The 16,598-nt window shown below is 67.1% G+C and carries 19 protein-coding genes and 1 pseudogene; 4 read left to right on the top strand and 16 right to left on the bottom strand.

What is annotated here, in order from left to right; translation table 11 throughout:
* The first annotated feature begins 284 nt into the window (after positions 1-284).
* Positions 285-1,292 carry a tripartite tricarboxylate transporter substrate binding protein gene (locus F1643_RS14805; protein ID WP_255542819.1) on the top strand — a complete coding sequence of 336 codons (1,008 nt, stop codon included), beginning with the start codon at positions 285-287 and terminating at the stop codon, positions 1,290-1,292.
* A 41-nt stretch (positions 1,293-1,333) separates the two neighbouring features.
* On the opposite strand, the gene queC is transcribed toward F1643_RS14805, so the two are convergent.
* The 7 genes and pseudogenes from queC to F1643_RS14775 form a co-directional block, all read right to left on the bottom strand.
* On the bottom strand, positions 1,334-2,053 hold the full coding sequence (gene queC / locus F1643_RS14800; RefSeq protein WP_206692500.1) for a 7-cyano-7-deazaguanine synthase QueC: 720 nt from the start codon (positions 2,051-2,053) through the stop codon (positions 1,334-1,336).
* A gap of 121 nt (positions 2,054-2,174) precedes the next feature.
* A complete protein-coding gene (locus F1643_RS23365; protein ID WP_255542827.1) occupies positions 2,175-3,362 on the bottom strand; it encodes a PAS domain-containing sensor histidine kinase in 1,188 nt (395 codons plus the stop codon).
* Between the two features lie 28 nt (positions 3,363-3,390).
* Positions 3,391-4,008 (bottom strand): annotated as a pseudogene (locus F1643_RS23360) (PAS domain-containing protein); the annotation flags it as partial.
* A 230-nt stretch (positions 4,009-4,238) separates the two neighbouring features.
* Positions 4,239-5,066 (bottom strand): alpha/beta fold hydrolase, encoded by an 828-nt coding sequence (locus tag F1643_RS14790; RefSeq protein ID WP_194913946.1) that lies wholly within the window; start codon positions 5,064-5,066, stop codon positions 4,239-4,241.
* Between the two features lie 10 nt (positions 5,067-5,076).
* The gene (locus tag F1643_RS14785; RefSeq protein WP_194913945.1) at positions 5,077-6,414 is read right to left on the bottom strand and encodes an O-acetylhomoserine aminocarboxypropyltransferase; all 1,338 of its coding nucleotides are present in this window, start codon (positions 6,412-6,414) and stop codon (positions 5,077-5,079) included.
* 184 nt (positions 6,415-6,598) lie between these two features.
* A complete protein-coding gene (locus tag F1643_RS14780) occupies positions 6,599-7,750 on the bottom strand; it encodes a carboxylate-amine ligase (protein WP_194913944.1) in 1,152 nt (383 codons plus the stop codon).
* A 19-nt stretch (positions 7,751-7,769) separates the two neighbouring features.
* Positions 7,770-8,672: an N-formylglutamate amidohydrolase gene (locus F1643_RS14775; RefSeq protein ID WP_194913943.1), complete on the bottom strand. Its 903-nt coding sequence runs from the start codon at positions 8,670-8,672 to the stop codon at positions 7,770-7,772.
* 119 nt (positions 8,673-8,791) lie between these two features.
* Here F1643_RS14775 and F1643_RS14770 point away from each other — a divergent pair, with 119 nt between their 5' ends.
* The 3 genes from F1643_RS14770 to F1643_RS14760 all read left to right on the top strand — a co-directional run bounded on the left by F1643_RS14770 (position 8,792) and on the right by F1643_RS14760 (position 11,494).
* On the top strand, positions 8,792-9,493 hold the full coding sequence (locus F1643_RS14770; RefSeq protein ID WP_194913941.1) for a hypothetical protein: 702 nt from the start codon (positions 8,792-8,794) through the stop codon (positions 9,491-9,493).
* Between the two features lie 140 nt (positions 9,494-9,633).
* Positions 9,634-10,551 (top strand): DMT family transporter, encoded by a 918-nt coding sequence (locus F1643_RS14765; RefSeq protein ID WP_194913939.1) that lies wholly within the window; start codon positions 9,634-9,636, stop codon positions 10,549-10,551.
* Between the two features lie 163 nt (positions 10,552-10,714).
* Positions 10,715-11,494 carry a FadR/GntR family transcriptional regulator gene (locus F1643_RS14760; RefSeq protein ID WP_194913937.1) on the top strand — a complete coding sequence of 260 codons (780 nt, stop codon included), beginning with the start codon at positions 10,715-10,717 and terminating at the stop codon, positions 11,492-11,494.
* 93 nt (positions 11,495-11,587) lie between these two features.
* Here the strand turns inward: F1643_RS14760 and F1643_RS14755 are convergent, their stop codons facing one another.
* The 9 genes from F1643_RS14755 to rpsN form a co-directional block, all read right to left on the bottom strand.
* Positions 11,588-12,235: an adenylate kinase gene (locus F1643_RS14755; RefSeq protein ID WP_194913935.1), complete on the bottom strand. Its 648-nt coding sequence runs from the start codon at positions 12,233-12,235 to the stop codon at positions 11,588-11,590.
* Positions 12,235-13,575 (bottom strand): preprotein translocase subunit SecY, encoded by a 1,341-nt coding sequence (secY, locus tag F1643_RS14750; RefSeq protein WP_194913934.1) that lies wholly within the window; start codon positions 13,573-13,575, stop codon positions 12,235-12,237. Before secY ends, F1643_RS14755 begins: the two co-directional genes overlap by 1 nt.
* 123 nt (positions 13,576-13,698) lie before the next feature.
* Positions 13,699-14,184 carry a 50S ribosomal protein L15 gene (gene rplO / locus F1643_RS14745; protein ID WP_014246904.1) on the bottom strand — a complete coding sequence of 162 codons (486 nt, stop codon included), beginning with the start codon at positions 14,182-14,184 and terminating at the stop codon, positions 13,699-13,701.
* Between the two features lie 4 nt (positions 14,185-14,188).
* Positions 14,189-14,380 (bottom strand): 50S ribosomal protein L30, encoded by a 192-nt coding sequence (rpmD, locus tag F1643_RS14740; RefSeq protein WP_014246903.1) that lies wholly within the window; start codon positions 14,378-14,380, stop codon positions 14,189-14,191.
* Between the two features lie 2 nt (positions 14,381-14,382).
* Complete coding sequence (gene rpsE, locus F1643_RS14735; RefSeq protein ID WP_014246902.1) at positions 14,383-14,952, bottom strand: 30S ribosomal protein S5; 570 nt, start codon at positions 14,950-14,952, stop codon at positions 14,383-14,385.
* A 12-nt stretch (positions 14,953-14,964) separates the two neighbouring features.
* On the bottom strand, positions 14,965-15,327 hold the full coding sequence (rplR, locus tag F1643_RS14730) for a 50S ribosomal protein L18 (RefSeq protein ID WP_014246901.1): 363 nt from the start codon (positions 15,325-15,327) through the stop codon (positions 14,965-14,967).
* 5 nt (positions 15,328-15,332) lie between these two features.
* The gene (gene rplF, locus F1643_RS14725) at positions 15,333-15,866 is read right to left on the bottom strand and encodes a 50S ribosomal protein L6 (RefSeq protein ID WP_149225497.1); all 534 of its coding nucleotides are present in this window, start codon (positions 15,864-15,866) and stop codon (positions 15,333-15,335) included.
* Between the two features lie 13 nt (positions 15,867-15,879).
* Positions 15,880-16,278, bottom strand: coding sequence for a 30S ribosomal protein S8 (gene rpsH, locus F1643_RS14720; protein ID WP_042694090.1), 399 nt, complete (start codon positions 16,276-16,278; stop codon positions 15,880-15,882).
* Positions 16,279-16,291: 13 nt separating this feature from the next.
* On the bottom strand, positions 16,292-16,597 hold the full coding sequence (rpsN, locus tag F1643_RS14715; RefSeq protein WP_149197556.1) for a 30S ribosomal protein S14: 306 nt from the start codon (positions 16,595-16,597) through the stop codon (positions 16,292-16,294).
* Position 16,598: the final 1 nt, after the last annotated feature.

The raw sequence follows: 16,598 nt of genomic DNA, 5'->3' as shown, positions 1-16,598 counted from the left end.
GGAATGCGGCCCGCGCTCCTGGGGACAAGGCGAAAAGCCGCCAATCCGGCCGCCGGCGCCATCCCCGCCGGTTGCATTATCGCCAGACGGCACCCCCCCGTCGAGAGCGTTCTTGCCGGCCTCTGCTGTTGTGGAGAGAATTCCAGAAGAAACTCAAGGAATTTTTCATCGGATTTGCGGCATATTACCCGTTATGGTATGTACTGACTTTCTACATACACGCGCAATGAACGGGTGACTCCGGTTTGACCGGGAGCGGAGCCCGAAGGATCGGACGACGAACGATGACAGCAGCGACTATCCCCCTGCGCATGGCCGGCGGCCGTGCCGCGTCTTTCCTGGTTGCGGTCTTCGCAACTCTAATGCTGTGGCTTGCAGGCTCCGCCGCAGCGGTGCAGGCCGCCTATCCCGAGAAGCCGATCACCATGATCGTCGCCTATGGCGCCGGCGGCTCCACCGACGTCACCGCGCGGATGCTGGCGCCCTATATCGAGCGCTATCTGGGCGGCGGGCGCATCGTCATCGTGAACCGGCCGGGGGCCGGCGGCGAGATCGGCTTCGCCGCCATCGCCGATGCGGCGCCGGACGGTTACACGATCGGCTTCATCAACACGCCCAACCTGATCACCATCCCGATCGAACGGCAGGCGCGCTATGCGCTGGACCGGCTGGACCCGCTGGTGAACATCGTCGACGATCCCGGCGTGATGACCGTCCGTGCCGACAGCCCGTTCCGGTCGGTCGCCGATGTGGTGGAATTCGCCAAGCGAAATCCGGGCGCACTCACCGTCGGCTCCACCGGCATCGGCTCCGACGACCATCTCGCCATGCTGTTGCTGGAACGGCAGGCCGGGGTGAAGCTGACCCATGTACCGTTCGCCGGCAGCGCCGAGAATTACCGCGCCATGCTGGGCTCCCACATCAGGATCAGCGACCAGAACCTTGGCGAGGGGCTGCGCGGGATTGCCGGCGGCGATCCCGTGCGCATGCTGGGGGTGATGAGCCGGTCGCGCTGGGACATGGCCCCGGATCTGCCGACCTTCCGCGAACAGGGCTATGCCATCGACATGGTATCCATGCGCGGGATCGGCGCCCCGAAGGGCCTGCCGGCGGACATCCGCAACGCCCTGATCGAAGCGATCACCAGGGCCGCGATGGATCCGGAATTCCAGGCCAAGGCACGCGAGACCTTCCAGCCGCTCCGCATCGTCGGCGCGGACGCCTTCGCCGCGGAGTTGAAGCAGCTGGACGGCGAGTTCCGCACCCTTTGGACGGAAATGCCCTGGAAATGAGGTCTTAGAAATAATATCCGCTTGCGAAACGACCTTATCCGTTACGATGCCGTTCCGGTTACGTAACGGATTGGGTCGATCGTTCCGGCTTCCGAAAAGCCCTTCAACCGCAACAAGCAGCTGTCGCAGGCGCCGCAGGACAGTCCCTCCGGCGTCGGATCGTAGCAGGAATGGGTGAGGCTGTAGTCCACCCCAAGCTCCAACCCGCGGCGGACGATCGCAGCCTTGTCCAGCGCCATCAGCGGCGCGTGGATCTTGAATCGGCTCGCCCCCTCCACCCCGGCCTTGGTGGCCAGATTGGCCAGGGTTTCGAAGGCCGCGATGTATTCCGGGCGGCAGTCGGGATAGCCGGAATAATCAAGCGCGTTGACGCCGATGAACAGGTCGGACGTCCCCAGCGTTTCCGCCCAGGCCAGCGCGAAGGACAGGAAAACGGTGTTGCGCGCCGGCACATAGGTGACGGGAATGCCCTGCCCCAGATCGGCCTCCAGGTCTGCGGCGCTGCCGTGCTTGGGCACGTCGATGCTGTCGGTGAGCGCGGAACCGCCGAAGGCGCGCAGATCGATGTCGGCGATCACATGCCGTTCCACCCCCATCGCCGCGACCACGCGCCGCGCCGCTTCCAGCTCCACCGAATGGCGCTGTCCGTAGCGGAAGCTCAGCGCGTTGACGCGATAGCCTTCCGCCTTGGCGATGGCGAGCACCGTCGTCGAATCGAGACCGCCGCTGACCAGCACCACGGCTTCCCTCGGCATACCCATCGTCTTGTCCGGACCCGCCATCGCACACCCACCTCTGCAAAGCCGCCCGCCATCGCGGGCAAGAATGGCGACAGCTTTTGGCATATCCCGGCGCATCGGGCCAGAACGGGTGTCGCGGCGATCAGATCATGCTCGCCAACATTTCCTCGATGGTCATGACGCGCGACGGCGGCAGGCGGACGGTTGCGGTGCAGCCCCGACCGGGTTCGCTGTCCAGCGTCAAGGTGCCGCCATGCGCCTCCACCAGACGCAAGGCGAGCGGTAGGCCGAGGCCGATCCCCTCGTATTGGCGGGCGGTGCTCTGTTCGACCTGTGCGAAGGGGGTCAGTGCCGTCGCAATCTCGTCCGCCCGCATGCCGATGCCGCGGTCGCGCACAGCCAATTCCACCCAGCCGTCTGCGGCAGGCGCCATGGTCAGCGCAACCACGCCCTGCGGATGGCTGAACTTGATGGCGTTGGACAGCAGGTTGCCCACCGCCTGGCGCAGACGACGCCGATCGCCCCGCATCGGCGGCAAATCGCCCTCGGGGACCACCTCCACCGTCACGCCCTGGCGGTTGGCCTGGAACTCCAGGTCGGCCACCGCCTGGGCGGCAAGCGCCGGCAGGTCGACCGGCTCCTCGATCAGCGACAGCCCACCGGCCTCGACCCGCGCCATGTCGAGGATATCGTCGATGATGGACAGCAACTGTTCGCCGGCCTGTCTGATGGCCACGGCGCAATCGCGCTGTTGCCCTTGACCGCCCGCCGACGGCACGTCCGTCCGCGCCTCCAGCAGCTGGGAGAAGCCGATCACCGCGTTCAGCGGGGTACGCAATTCATGGCTCATGCTGGCGATGAAGGTCGATTTGGCACGGTCGGCCGCCTCGGCCGCTTCCTTGGCGGCCATCAGTTCGGCTTCCGCCCGGCGCCGTTCGGTCACATCGCGCAGGATGGCGGTATAGATCCGGCGCTCCTCCACTTCGCTGGCGCTGACCGACAGTTCCACCGGAAACCGGGTTCCGTCGGCGCGTTCCGCCTCGGCGGCGCGGTCGCGGGCGACCAGGGCCGTTGTCTGGCCCGGCGCGAATTCCAGCCGGACGCCGCCCTCCTCCCGCAGATGGGCCAGCGGGATCAGCCGGTCGAGTTGCCGCCACAGCAGGTCCCCGGCCGGAACACCGAACATCGCCTCCGCCGCGCGGTTGAAGCCGAGCAGAATGCCGGCCTCGTCCACGGTGAGGATGGCTTCGGCGACCGTGTCGAGGATCGCCTCGTTGCGCGCTTCGGGACAGGCGCAGGGCGTTGGCGGTGTGCAGATATTCGCTGACATCGGTGATGGTGGCGATGGTCCCGCCATCCTCCATCAGGATGCGCTGACACAGCACCCGGCGGTCGGAGCCCTCCCCCTCCGGATCGTGGAAGCGGAAATCGGTCGGCTGCGGATCCCGGCCCGGCTCGATCCGCCATTCCGCAGCAACCCGCGCCCGGTCGTCGGGATGGACTGCGCCGAGCCAGCCGTCGCCGAGCAGCCGGTCGGTGTGCAGGCCGGTGATGGCGGAAAGGCGGGCATTGGCGAACAGCACCTGACCGGTGGCGTCGGCCTGAAGGATGCCGACCGGCGCCGCTTCCGCCAGCGTGCGATAGCGCGCCTCGCTGGCGCGCAGCCGCTCCGACAAGGCGATGGCGTCGCTGACGTCGCGGACGGTCAGGACCAGCCCGGCGATCTGTGGATCGTCCAGTTCGTTGCGGGCGGTCATCTCCAGCCAGTGCCAGCCGCCGTCGGCATGGCGAAAGCGGACGATCGAGCGACCGCTGCTGCCGGCCGGGGCTGCGGCCCGGATCCGAAGCCGCTGCCGCGCCTCCTGCAGATCCTCGGGATGGATGTGCAGGTCCAGAGCGGCGCCGGTGAGTGCCTGGGGAGGGTGACCCAGTACCGCTGCCGCCGCTTGGCCGATCTGGAGAACACGGCCGTCCATCGACAGCACCGCGACCGCTCCGTCCGACATGCGGCATGGGGCGCCGACCGACCGTTCGCCTGCCTGCAAGATGGCACCTCTGAACCGGCAATGACTGGTTGAGCCGGATTGCCGCCCCTCACGATTCGAGACGGCAATCCGATCCTGCCGGTCAGAGTAGGCAATCGACCATTAACGGGTGATGTCAGGAAAAATCGGGATTGACCCTGATGATTTCGTCGCTGATACCGTCATCCCCGCCGCAAGGACAGGAAAGAGGTCAATGTGTCCAGCACGGCGTCCGGCGCTTCGGTCATCACCATATGTCCGGTCTGGGGCAGGACGACGACCTGCGAAGACTTCACGCGCGCGGCCAATGCACGCCCTGCTTTGGCCGGAGTCATCTTGTCCAGCGCACCCAGCAGGAACAGGGCGGGACAGGCGACCGACGCCGCGGCATCAGCCCCCTGCCCGTACTCGTTGCAGGCCGCGAGGTCGACCCCCAGCACCCCCGGCCGGATCGACGCCATCAGCCGGCGCCCGCCGGGGATCAGCGCGAGCCCCGGCGTCGGGCAGCTGCCGCCCTGGGCGCCGCCATGACCGCGCGGCCCATGGCCCCAGCCGATCACCATCTCGATGGCCGATTGCTCGCCGGCATGGGCGGCGGCCAGCAGGTCCGGATGCACCGGCATGCGTTCCGCCACGCCCAGCAGCGCCACCGCCTCCACCCGCGTGCCATGGCGGGCCGCAGCGTCCAGCGCCACCAGCGCGCCCATGGAATGGCCGATCAGCGCCGCCCGCTCCAGCCCGGCGGCATCCAGCAGCGCGATCACCCAGTCGGCGATGGCGGCGATGCTGTCCAGCGGCTCCCCGCCGGAACGGCCGTGGCCCGGCAGATCGACCGCCAGCACCGAACGGCCATGATGGGCGAGATAGCGGCTTTGCAGGCTCCAGACGCTGTGGTCCATGCCGGCGCCGTGGATCAGCACGATTGCTGGACGGGCGGCGGGACGGGCGGAATCGATCTCCCGGCCGCCGGTGTGGACGAAGACGGGGGTTCCGTTGACGGTCAGCTGCATGGCGCGGCCCTCAGCCCTTGGTGGCGGCGCGCAGCGCCTGCTTCAGGTCGTCGATCAGGTCTTCGCAATCCTCCAGCCCGATGGACAGGCGGATCATATCCTCCCCCACCCCGGCGGCGGCGAGCGCCTCCGCATCCAACTGGGCGTGGGTGGTGCTGGCGGGATGGATCACCAGCGACTTGGCGTCGCCGACATTGGCGAGGTGCGAGAACAGGGTCAGCGACTCGATGAAACGGCGCCCGGCCTCGCGGCTGCCGCCTTCCCCGCCGCCTTGCCCGCTGGCCCGGATGCCGAAGGAGATGATGGAGCCGGCGCCGTGCGGCAGCAGCCGGGAGGCCAGCGCATGGTCGGGATGGTCCACCAGCTCCGGGTAGGAGACCCAGGCGACGGCGCCCTTCGCGGCATTCAACTCCCCTTCCAGGAAGCAGACGACCTTGCGGGCGTTGTGGATGTGGCACTTCATCCGCAACGGCAGCGTTTCCACCCCCTGCAGGATCTGGAAGGCGTTCATCGGGCTCATGCAGGCGCCGAAATCGCGCAGGCCCTCGGCACGGGCGCGGGCGATGAAGGCGGCGGGGCCGTATTCCTCGGAAAAATCGATGCCGTGATAGCCGGCATAGGGCTCGGTCAGGGTCGGGAACTTGCCCGAGGACTCCCAATCGAACCGGCCGCCGTCGATCACCACGCCGCCGATGGCGGTGCCGTGGCCGCCCAGCCATTTGGTGCAGGAATGCATGACGATGTCGGCGCCATGCTCGAACGGGCGGCAGAGATAGGGGGTGGTGAAGGTCGAATCGATCATCAGCGGGATGCCGGCCTGATGCGCGATGGCCGCGACCTTCGGCACGTCCAGCACCTCCAGCCCCGGATTGCCCAGCACCTCGCCGAAGACCAGCCGGGTTTCCGGCCGGATCGCCGCGCGGATACCGTCGAGGTCGCGCGGATGGACGAAAGTGGTTGTGATGCCGAAGCGCGGCAGCGTGTAGGCCAGCAGGTTGCGGCTGCCGCCATAGATGGAGGAGGAGGCGACGATATGCCCGCCCGCCCCCATCAGCGTCATGATCGCCAGCGTCATGGCGGCCTGCCCGCTGGCGGTGCAGACGGCGCCCACCCCGCCCTCCAGCGTCGCCAAGCGCTCTTCCAGCACCGCGACGGTGGGGTTGGAGATGCGCGAATAGATGTGGCCCGGCCGTTCCAGGTTGAACAGGGCCGCCGCCTGATCGACGTCGCTGAAGACGTAGGAGGAGGTCAGGTGGATCGGAACCGCGCGCGCCCCGGTCGCCGGATCGGGCCGCTGCCCCGCATGCAGACTCTGCGTATCGAATTTCAGGAACTTGGCGCCCGCCATGCTCCTCCCTCCCCTCGGATTGGTAAAGAGGGCCGTCAATGGATGAACGGCCCTCTCTGCTTGTCGGTTTTTTATTTGCCAGCCCTGTTCAACCCGCATTCCAGCGGCATCGAATGTGCGGAAGCGTATGGAGACATGACGCGCGCGTCAAGCCGGTTGGGACGGGCCGCGCGCCGGGAACGCCTCAGACGTCCTGTCCGTCGGCCACGACCCCCACCATCGTCTCCTGCACCAGCCAGTCCACCACCCGGCGCAGCGCCTCGTCCTCGCCGGCGCCTCCAGCAAGCGCCTCCTGGAAGATCGCGATCTGCCGATGGGCGCTGGTGCCGCGGGCCACAATCTCGCGCGCCCGCTCGACCTCGGCGGTGCAGCCGAAATGCAGGGCATCCTCGCGGGTCAGGTCGATGATCTCGTCCAGCAGGTCGGCATAGGGCACGATGCGGCCCTGGCCGAAATCGACCAGCCCGCTGTCAAGGCCGTAGCGCTGGGCACGCCAGCGGTTCTCCTCGATCAGAAGGTTCTTGTAGGGCCTCCAGGTGACATTGCGCAGCTTCAGCCGCCACAGCATGCGCAGCAGACAACGGTAGAGCGCCGCCACCGTGACCGCATCGTCCAGCCGGGTGCAGATGTCGGTGATGCGCATCTCCAGCGTGGGGAAGCGCGAGGACGGCCGGATGTCCCACCACAGCTTGCTGGCATCCTCGATCACCCCGGCATTCACCAGCACCGCCACATGGCTCTGATACTCGCCGAAGCTCTGGAAACCGTCGGGCATGCCGGTGCGCGGCAGCTCGTGCCACACGCTGAGCCGGTAGGACCGGCGCTCCATGTCGCGCCCGCGCCAGAAGGGCGAGGAGGTCGACAGCGCCAGCAGATGCGGCAGGAAGTAGCGGACCTGATTCATCAGGTCGATGCGCAGGTCGTCGTCCTCGATCCCGATATGGACATGCATGCCGCAGATCATCAGCCGCCGGGCCGGCGCACCGAGATCCCGCGCCAGCATGTTGTAGCGGTCGCGGTTGGTGTGCTTCTGCGGCTCCCACGCGGCGAAGGGATGGGTGGAGGCGGCGATCGGCGCCAGCCCGTAGCGGTCGGCGACCCCGGCCACCGTGGCGCGCAAGGCCGCCAGTTCGGCCCGCGCCTCGGCCAGCGTCTTGCAGACCGGTGTGCCGACCTCGATCTGGCAGCGCAGGAATTCCGGATGGATGCGGCCCGGCGCCTGCTCCTGACAGGCCTCCAGCATCTCGTCCGGCGGGCTCTGCACGATGTCGCGCGTTCCGCGGTCCACCAGCAGATATTCTTCTTCCAGGCCCATGGTGAAGGACGGTTCGGTCACGGCGGCTTCCATCTCGTGTTCAGGCCCGCGGATAATGGTGGATGGTCGCCAGCGACGGCAGATCCAGCAGCGGCACCAGCGCATCGCCGATCACCTGAGCCCACAGATCGGCACCTTCCGGCGTCGCGATCAAATCCTGCCGCACCTCCAGCAGGACGTTGGGATAGCCGGCCGGCGTCGCGTGGGTCTCCACCGTGCCGCCCGGCGTGCCGCGGCCGGAATAGGGCTGGTTGTCGCCGACGCACCAGCGCCCATCGGCCTTCAGCGCCTCGATCAGCGGCACCGGCAGGCGCGGGTCGTTGTCCCACAGCACGCCGATGTGCCAGGGCCGCGCCACCCCGCGCATGGCGGGGGTGAAGCTGTGGACCGACACCACCACCGGAACCTGCCCGCGACCGCGGATGTCCGACAGCGCCGCCGCCACCGCCGCATGGTAGGGATGGAACAGCGCCTCCACCCGCCGGGCCTGCTCAACGGCATCCAGGGCGCGGTTGCCGGGGATCACCACATCGTCGCTGACCACCGGGATCGCGGTCGGATCCTCCAACGCCCGGTTCGGGTCGATCACCAGCCGGGAGAATCCGGACAGCACCGCCGTGGCGCCGAACCTCGCAGCCAGCCGCCGCGTCACCTCCGCCGCGCCGATGTCATAGGCGATGTGGCGGCAGAGCTGCTCCTCCGGCAGGCCGAGGTCGCCCAGCGCCTTGGGAATCGCACGGGATGCATGGTCGCACACCAGCAGCAGCGGCCCGCCCGCATCCGGGTTCAGCGTGGTCGCCGGCGGCGGATCACCGGGACCCAGCAGCGGGGCGGCGAGTCGCGGTGCGGGCGCAGGCGCGGTGACCGGCTGCCGGTGTTCGGGCGGCCCAGCCTGGGATTGGCCGGAATTGCGGGGGGAGTCTTGAGGGGTGGAGACAACCATACGCCACACTAACGCAACCGCCGTGCCGGGCGGAAGCGCGGCCGATGGTGGTAGCCCGATCGGCAAGCTGTTACGCTGCCCTTCCCTTTCCGCGCGAACCCACCCGGAAGACATCCCGCATGCTTCGCCTGCTCACCCTCTGCCTTGCCGTGATGGCGCTGCTCAGCGCCTGCGGTCCCGTCTATGAGACTCAGTACAGCCTGATACCGCCCAGTTCGGCGGAGGGGCGGCTGTGCGTCAACCAGTGCCAGCAGAACCGCAATTTCTGCCGCCAGAACTGCGGCCTGAACCAGCAGGCCTGCGTGAACGAGGCGCGGTCGAGGGCGCTTTACGAGTATCAGGCCTACGTCAACCGGCAGCAGGCGGAAAAGAAGCCGATCAAGAGGTCGGTTAGCGACTTCGACCGCTCCTACTCCTGCGGCAACAGCAGCTGCGAGGCGCGGTGCGAGGCCGACTATCGCGACTGTTTCGGCGGCAGCTGCGGCGGTCAGGTGATTGCCCGGACGGTGTGCACCGCCTTCTGCGACCAGGAGAAGCCCGCGCCGGTTCCGGCGGCCGCGCCGAGACTGAGCCCGATGCCGCCGGGCGCCGCCCAGTCTCCGCTCCAATCCCCGGCTGCTTCCGCCAGCACCGGCGGGTACCCGGCCGGCGCCTCGCTGTGCCAGCCCGGCATGCGGGTGGAGGTGGAATGGAAAGGGGATTGGTACCCCGCCACGGTGAAGGACAAGCCGCGCAAGGACGGCCGCTGCCCGATCCACTATGACGATTTCGGATCGGAAGACGACGAGTCGGTGTCGCTGCGCCGCATCCGCCCGCGCTGACGCACCGGACCGACGCACCGGACCGACACTGTGGGCAGACACGCTCGGCCGACACCGTAAAGGCGAAACCCGGACGCGCACGGCAGCCATGACGCGCGTCCTGCTGGCCTGCCAAATCATCGGCGGATATAAGCGATCCCATGCCAGACGCCAGTGCCATCCCCATCGACCATGCATCCCGGACGCAACGCGTCGCCCTGATCGCCCTGCTGCTGGGCGCCCTCGGCATCGCCTTCGCCCCCATCTTCGTCCGCCTGTCCGATGTCGGGCCGGTTGCCACCGGCTTCTGGCGCATGGCCCTGGCGACCCCGGTGCTGGCCCTGTGGATGGTGGGCGAGTTGCGACAGCCCACCGGCCGAGCCAGCCGGCGCCCCTCCTCGCTCGCCGATTACGGCCGGCTGTCCCTGGCCGGCCTCTGCTTTGCCGGCGACCTTGCGGTCTGGCACACCTCCATCCGCTACACCTCCGTCGCCAACGCCACGCTGCTGGCCAATTTCGCGCCGCTGTTCGTCGCGCCGGCCGCCTGGTTCCTGTTCAAGGAGCGCATCACCGGCCGCTTCGTTCTGGGCATGCTGCTGGCGCTTGGCGGAGCGGTCGTGCTGATGGGGCAGAGCTTCCAGCTGAGCGCCGACCATCTGTTCGGCGACGCGCTGGGCCTTTTGACCGCCGTCTTCTATGCCGGCTACATCCTGTCGGTCGGACATCTGCGCGCCGAGTTCTCCACCGCCACCATCATGACGTGGAGCGGCGTCATCACCGCGGCCGTGCTTCTGCCGCTTGGCCTCTATGACGGCGAGGCGATGCTGCCGGCGACCGCCGCCGGATGGCTGGTGCTGGCCGGGCTGGCGCTGTTCAGCCATGCCGGCGGGCAGAGCCTGATCGCCTATGCCCTGGCCCATCTCCCGGCCTCCTTCTCGTCCGTCAGCCTGCTGCTGCAGCCGGCCGCCGCCGCGATCCTGGCTTGGGTGCTGCTGAACGAACCGCTGGGAACGCTTCAGGCGGTGGGCGCAGCCGTGATCCTGATGGGCATCCTGATGGCCCGGCGCGGAAGCCGCTGATATCAGGCGGGGCTGTCCAATCGGTGAACCGGCCAGCCATGTCTTTTCATCCCGCGGGCAAGGCGCCGCAGGCGGGCTGTCGACCATTGACCCGGCCCGCCGGGACGGCTACCGGTATTACCAACTGCCAATAAACCGCTTTCCGACCGAAGGGAAACCACCCGTGCCCGGCACCGACGACAGCGCTCACGTCCCCTCCTCCTCGCAGCGCATTTCGGAGTGGGTGGCTCAACAGCTTCTCGACCGCATTGCGCGCGGCGAGCTGGTGCCGGGGGAGCGTCTGCCGGGCGAGCGCCAACTCGCCGAACAGCTGCATGTCAGCCGCGTGTCAGTCCGGGCGGCCCTGCAGAAGCTTAAGACCCAGGGATTTCTGACGGCGGTCCAGGGCGGCGGCACCCGCGTGGTGTCGTCGGCCGGGATGATGGACGGCGCATTGACCACAATGGTGCGCAGCACCCATCAGAACCTGTGCGACCTCGTCGAGATCCGCATGGCGTTGGAAGGCTGGGCGGCCCGCCGTGCCGCCGAACGGGCGACGCAGGAACAGATCGACACCATCGGCCGCATCCTGCAGGCGATGAGCGAGACCAACCGGGATGGCGGCCGCGCGGCGGACGACATGGACTTCCACGTCGCCGTTGCCCAGGCGTCCGGCAGTCCGGTCTATCTGCACCTGCTCTCCACCATCCGCGACATCCTCGGCAACATGGTCGAGATGAAGCACACCGAGCCCTTCATGGAGAACCATGAGGCGCTGATGATCGAGCATCACCGCGCCATCCATCAGGCCATTGCCCGCCGCGACCCCGATGCCGCCGCCAATGCCGTTACTGCCCATCTCGGCTGGATCCTGGCCCGCTACCGCACCATGACCGAGGAGCCGGCGACCCCGGCGGCGCCCCGGGCCGATGCACCGCCCTCCCCCGGCATACCCACCGCCTGACGCCGCAGCTCCGCCGACCAGTACAAAAGAACGACAAAGGCCGCAGCCACCCATCGGAGACTGCGGCCTTTGTCATGGGACCAGACGCGACCCTCAGCCTGCGAGGATCGCCTCGATCTCCTTCGTCACCTCGTCGATGTCGGCCATGCCGTCCACCGCCTTCAACACGCCGCATCCCTGGTAGTAGGGCAGGATCGGCGCGGTCTGCTGGTGGTACTGGGCAAGACGGGTCGTCACCGTCTCCGCATTGTCGTCGGCGCGCCGCTTGAACTCGGTGCTGCCGCAGACGTCGCAGACACCCTCGACCTTCGGCTTCTCGAAGCTGTCGTGATAGCCCTTGCCGCACTTGGCACAGGTGTAGCGGCCGGTGATGCGCTCCACCAGGACATCATCGACGACCTGCATCTCGATCACATGATCGAGCTTCAGGCCCTTCTCCTCCAGCATCTTGTCCAGCGCCTCGGCCTGGGCAACGGTGCGCGGGAAGCCATCGAGAATGAAGCCGTTCTTGACGTCCGGCTTGGAAATGCGTTCGGCGATCATGCTGACCATCAGCTCGTCCGGCATCAGCTTGCCGGCGGCCATGATCTCCTTCGCCTGCTGCCCGAGCGGCCCACCTTCCGCCACCATGGCGCGGAGCATGTCGCCGGTGGACAACTGCACCAAGCCACGCGTGTCTTCCAGACGGCGCGCCTGGGTCCCCTTCCCGGCGCCCGGCGGACCGAGCAGTATGAGGTTCATTACTTTCTCCCCCGAAGCTTCGATTTCTTGATCAATCCCTCATACTGGTGAGCCAGCAGATGGGAATGAATCTGCGCAACCGTGTCCATCGTGACGGTGACCACGATCAGCAGGCTGGTGCCGCCAAAATAAAACGGAACCGAGTGCTGGGATATCAGGATTTCGGGGAGGAGACAAACCGCCACAAGGTAGGCGGAGCCGATGACCGTCAGCCGGCTAAGCACATAGTCGATATGATCGGCCGTGTTCTTGCCCGGACGGATGCCGGGGATGAAGCCGCCATACTTCCGCAGGTTCTCGGCCGTTTCCGCCGGATTGAAGACGATGGCCGTGTAGAAGAAGCAGAAGAACACGATCAGCGAGGCGTAGAGCAGCATGTAGAGCGGCGTGCCGTGCGCCAGATAGCGCGACACCGCCTGCAACCACTCCGGACCCTCGCCGCCGGCGAAGCCCGCTGCGGTCAGCGGCAGCAGCAGCAGCGACGATGCGAAGATCGGCGGGATCACGCCGGCCGTGTTCAGCTTCAGCGGCAGGTGCGACGCTTCGCCGCCGAACACCCGATTGCCGACCTGGCGCTTGGGGTACTGCACCAGCAGGCGACGCTGGGCGCGCTCCATGAAGACGATGAAGAACACCACGCCGATAGACATCACCAGCATCAGGATGATGAACAGGGTGGACAAGGCGCCCTGGCGGCCGAGTTCCAGCGTGTTGACCAGCGCGCGCGGCAGTTCCGCGACGATGCCGGCAAAGATGATGAGCGAGATGCCGTTGCCGATGCCGCGGGCGGTGATCTGCTCGCCCAGCCACATCAGGAACATGGTGCCGCCGACCAGCGTGATGACCGTGGCGACGCGGAAGAACAGTCCTGGATCGATGACCGCCGCCCCGCTGGAGCCGCGCATCGCCTCAAGGCCGACCGCAAGGCCATAGGCCTGCACCGTGGCGAGCGCCACCGTGCCGAATCGGGTGTACTGGTTCAGCTTCTTGCGCCCGGCCTCGCCTTCCTTCTTCATGGCCTCCATCTGCGGCGACACGGCGGTCAGCAACTGCACGATGATGGACGCCGAGATGTACGGCATGATGTTGAGCGCGAAGATGGTCATGCGGCTCAGCGCGCCGCCCGCCAGCATGTCGAACATGCCGAGGATGCCGCCGCCCTGCTGCTTGAAGACGTCGCTGAGAATCGTCGGGTCGATGCCCGGCAGCGGGATGTAGGTGCCCAGCCGGTAGACGATCAGGGCCGCCAAGGTGAACCAAATCCGCTTTTTCAGCTCGGTCGCCTTGGAGAAAGCCCCGAAATTGATGTTGGCGGCAAGCTGCTCGGCCGCTGATGCCATGGTCCAATCCCTGTCCCGTAAGCGCGAACGGGGCGGCACTGCATGACGCAGGCCGCCCCTCGCGACTTCGCTTTTTGTAGTGCCACGAAAGCCCGTGCGCAAGCACGGGCTTCTCGCGGAACCTTACTCGGCGGCTTCGGCGGCGGGCGCGGTCAGCGTGACGCTGCCACCCGCCTTCTCGACGGCCTCGATCGCCGACTTGGACGCGCCGGCGACCGTGAAGGAAACCTTCGCGGTCAGCTCGCCCTTGCCCAGCAGACGGACACCGTCCTTCTTCACCTTGCCGGTGACGCCGGCAGCGTTGAGCGCCGCGGCATCGATGGTTTCGGAAGCATTCAGCTTGCCCAGGTCGATGGCCTTCTGGACCATGCCCAGGTTGACCACCGAATATTCCTTGGCGAAGATGTTCCGGAAACCGCGCTTCGGCAGGCGGCGGTGCAGAGGCATCTGCCCGCCTTCGAAGCCGTTGATCGCCACACCGGTGCGCGAGGTCTGACCCTTCACGCCGCGGCCAGCGGTCTTGCCCTTGCCGGAACCGATACCGCGACCGACGCGCATGCGCGCCTTGCGGGCACCGGCGTTGTCACGCAGGTCGTTAAGCTTGGTCATGATCTCAGCCCTCGTTCTCGACGCGGACCAGGTGCGCGACCTTGGCGATCATGCCCCGCACGGCCGGAGTGTCCTCCAGCTCGCGGGTCCGGTGCAGCTTGTTGAGACCCAGACCGACCAGCGTCTCGCGCTGGTCGTGCTTGCGGCCGATCGGGCTGCCGATCTGGGTCACGACGACGGTCTTCTTCTCCGCCATGATCAGGCCTCCTGTCCGGCGCCGGCCTCGCGACGGCCGAGGATGTCGCTCACGCGACGACCGCGACGCGCCGCGACGGAACGCGGGCTGGTGACCTGGGTCAGGGCGTCGAAGGTCGCCTTGATCATGTTGTGCGGGTTCGACGTGCCGATCGACTTGGTCACGACGTCAGCGACGCCGAGAGCCTCGAAGATCGCGCGCATCGGACCGCCGGCGATGATGCCGGTGCCGGCCGGAGCCGCCCGCAGCACGACCTTGCCGGCACCGAAGTGACCGTTGGTGTCGTGATGCAGCGTACGGCCCTCGCGTAGCGGAACACGGATCATGCCGCGCTTGGCCTGATCGGTCGCCTTGCGGATCGCTTCCGGCACTTCACGGGCCTTGCCCGAGCCGACGCCGACGCGGCCCTTGCCGTCGCCGACGACGACCAGAGCGGCGAAGCCGAAGCGACGACCACCCTTGACCACCTTGGCGACGCGGTTGATACCGACGAGCTTTTCGATCAGCTCGCTTTCTTCCCGCTCGCGCGGCTGCCGGTCGCGGTTATCCCGCTCCCCACGTTCACGTGCCATATCCGGGCCTCCTTAGAACGACAGCCCGCCCTCGCGGGCGGCGTCGGCCAGGGCCTTGACCCGGCCATGGTAAATATACCCACCGCGATCGAAGACGACCTCGGTAATCCCAGCGGCCTTGGCGCGCTCGGCGATCAGCTCGCCGATCCGCTTGGCAGCATCGACGTTGCCGCCGTGCTTGAGCTGCTCGCGCAGCTCCTTCTCGAGCGACGAGGCGGACGCAAGCGTCTTGCCGTTTTCATCGTCGATAATCTGGGCGTAGATGTGCAGATTGGACCGGAAGACCGAGAGGCGAACGCGCCCGCCGGCCTTCTTGGCAATCTGCGCGCGCACGCGCTGCTTGCGGCGCTCGTGGAGTTGCTTTGGCTTCAGCATGGCGGTTACTTCTTCTTACCTTCCTTGCGCAGGACGGTTTCGGTCTCGTACTTGATGCCCTTGCCCTTGTAGGGCTCCGGCTTCTTCCAGCCGCGGATCTCGGCAGCCACCTGGCCGACCTTGTGCTTGTCGTAGCCGCTGACCGAAATGGCCGTCGGCTTGTCGCACTTGATCGTGATGCCTTCCGGGATCGGGTACTTCACGTCGTGCGAGAAGCCGAGCTGCATGACCAGCTCCTTGCCCTGCACGGCCGCGCGGTAACCGACGCCGTTGATCTCGAGGTTGATCGTGTAGCCCTGGCTGACACCGGTGACCATGTTGTTGATCAGGGTGCGCGAGGTCGCCCACATGACGCGGGCGCGCTTGCTGTCGTTTGCCGGCTTCACCACCACCTTGCCGTCTTCCAGCGAGGCGGTGATGTCGTCGATCAGGGTCAGGCTGAGTTGCCCCAGCTTGCCCTTGGCCGTCACCTGCTGACCGTCGACCTTCACGTCGACGCCAGCCGGGACCGGCACGGGATGCTTGCCAATGCGCGACATCTGCCAATCCCCCTTAGAACACGCGGCAGAGGACTTCACCGCCGACGTTGGCGGCGCGGGCCTCATTGTCCGACATCACGCCGCGCGGGGTCGACAGGATCGACAGACCGAGCCCGTTGTAGACACGGGGCAGGTCGGCGATCTTCGAGTAGACGCGACGGCCGGGCTTCGACACACGGGCGATCTGCTTAATGACAGGCTCGCCTTCGTGGTACTTCAGCTCGATCTTCAGGTTCTTGACGCCCGGACGCAGTTCTTCCTCGGACCAGCCGCGGATGAAGCCTTCACGCTTCAGAACTTCCAGGACGTTGACGCGCAGCTTGGACGCCGGGGAAACCACAACGGACATGCGGGCGTGCTGACCGTTGCGGATGCGGGTCAGCATATCGCCGAGCGGATCGCTCAAAGACATTCTCGGACCCTCCTTACCAGCTTGACTTCGTCATGCCCGGGATCTGGCCGGTCGAGGCCAGTTCGCGGAGCGTGACGCGGGACAGCTTGAACTTGCGATAGAACGCGCGCGGACGCCCGGTCATTTCGCAGCGGTTCCGGACGCGCACCTTCGAGGAGTTGCGCGGCAGTTCGGCCAGCTTGAGGCGGGCAGCGAATTGCTCTTCCGGCGGGAGGGTCTTGTCATTCGCGATCGCCTTCAGGCGCGCACGCTTGTTCGCGTACTGCTTGGCCAGCTTGGCGCGACGCTTGTTCTTTTCGATGGCACTGGTCTTAGCCATG

The organism is Azospirillum sp. INR13, assembly GCF_015390205.1.
GTDB lineage: Bacteria > Pseudomonadota > Alphaproteobacteria > Azospirillales > Azospirillaceae > Azospirillum.
This window is presented reverse-complemented; position numbering and strand designations above follow the sequence as displayed.

What these genes read in the sequence shown, in the direction of transcription:
- F1643_RS14805 (WP_255542819.1), top strand. Translation starts at nt 285, where the DNA reads ATGACAGCAGCGACTATCCCCCTGCGCATGGCCGGCGGCCGTGCCGCG.
- queC (WP_206692500.1), bottom strand. Translation starts at nt 2,053, where the DNA reads ATGGGTATGCCGAGGGAAGCCGTGGTGCTGGTCAGCGGCGGTCTCGAT.
- F1643_RS23365 (WP_255542827.1), bottom strand. Translation starts at nt 3,362, where the DNA reads ATGTCAGCGAATATCTGCACACCGCCAACGCCCTGCGCCTGTCCCGAA.
- F1643_RS14790 (WP_194913946.1), bottom strand. Translation starts at nt 5,066, where the DNA reads ATGCAGCTGACCGTCAACGGAACCCCCGTCTTCGTCCACACCGGCGGC.
- F1643_RS14785 (WP_194913945.1), bottom strand. Translation starts at nt 6,414, where the DNA reads ATGGCGGGCGCCAAGTTCCTGAAATTCGATACGCAGAGTCTGCATGCG.
- F1643_RS14775 (WP_194913943.1), bottom strand. Translation starts at nt 8,672, where the DNA reads ATGGTTGTCTCCACCCCTCAAGACTCCCCCCGCAATTCCGGCCAATCC.
- F1643_RS14770 (WP_194913941.1), top strand. Translation starts at nt 8,792, where the DNA reads ATGCTTCGCCTGCTCACCCTCTGCCTTGCCGTGATGGCGCTGCTCAGC.
- F1643_RS14765 (WP_194913939.1), top strand. Translation starts at nt 9,634, where the DNA reads ATGCCAGACGCCAGTGCCATCCCCATCGACCATGCATCCCGGACGCAA.
- F1643_RS14755 (WP_194913935.1), bottom strand. Translation starts at nt 12,235, where the DNA reads ATGAACCTCATACTGCTCGGTCCGCCGGGCGCCGGGAAGGGGACCCAG.
- secY (WP_194913934.1), bottom strand. Translation starts at nt 13,575, where the DNA reads ATGGCATCAGCGGCCGAGCAGCTTGCCGCCAACATCAATTTCGGGGCT.
- rplO (WP_014246904.1), bottom strand. Translation starts at nt 14,184, where the DNA reads ATGACCAAGCTTAACGACCTGCGTGACAACGCCGGTGCCCGCAAGGCG.
- rpmD (WP_014246903.1), bottom strand. Translation starts at nt 14,380, where the DNA reads ATGGCGGAGAAGAAGACCGTCGTCGTGACCCAGATCGGCAGCCCGATC.
- rpsE (WP_014246902.1), bottom strand. Translation starts at nt 14,952, where the DNA reads ATGGCACGTGAACGTGGGGAGCGGGATAACCGCGACCGGCAGCCGCGC.
- rplR (WP_014246901.1), bottom strand. Translation starts at nt 15,327, where the DNA reads ATGCTGAAGCCAAAGCAACTCCACGAGCGCCGCAAGCAGCGCGTGCGC.
- rplF (WP_149225497.1), bottom strand. Translation starts at nt 15,866, where the DNA reads ATGTCGCGCATTGGCAAGCATCCCGTGCCGGTCCCGGCTGGCGTCGAC.
- rpsH (WP_042694090.1), bottom strand. Translation starts at nt 16,278, where the DNA reads ATGTCTTTGAGCGATCCGCTCGGCGATATGCTGACCCGCATCCGCAAC.
- rpsN (WP_149197556.1), bottom strand. Translation starts at nt 16,597, where the DNA reads ATGGCTAAGACCAGTGCCATCGAAAAGAACAAGCGTCGCGCCAAGCTG.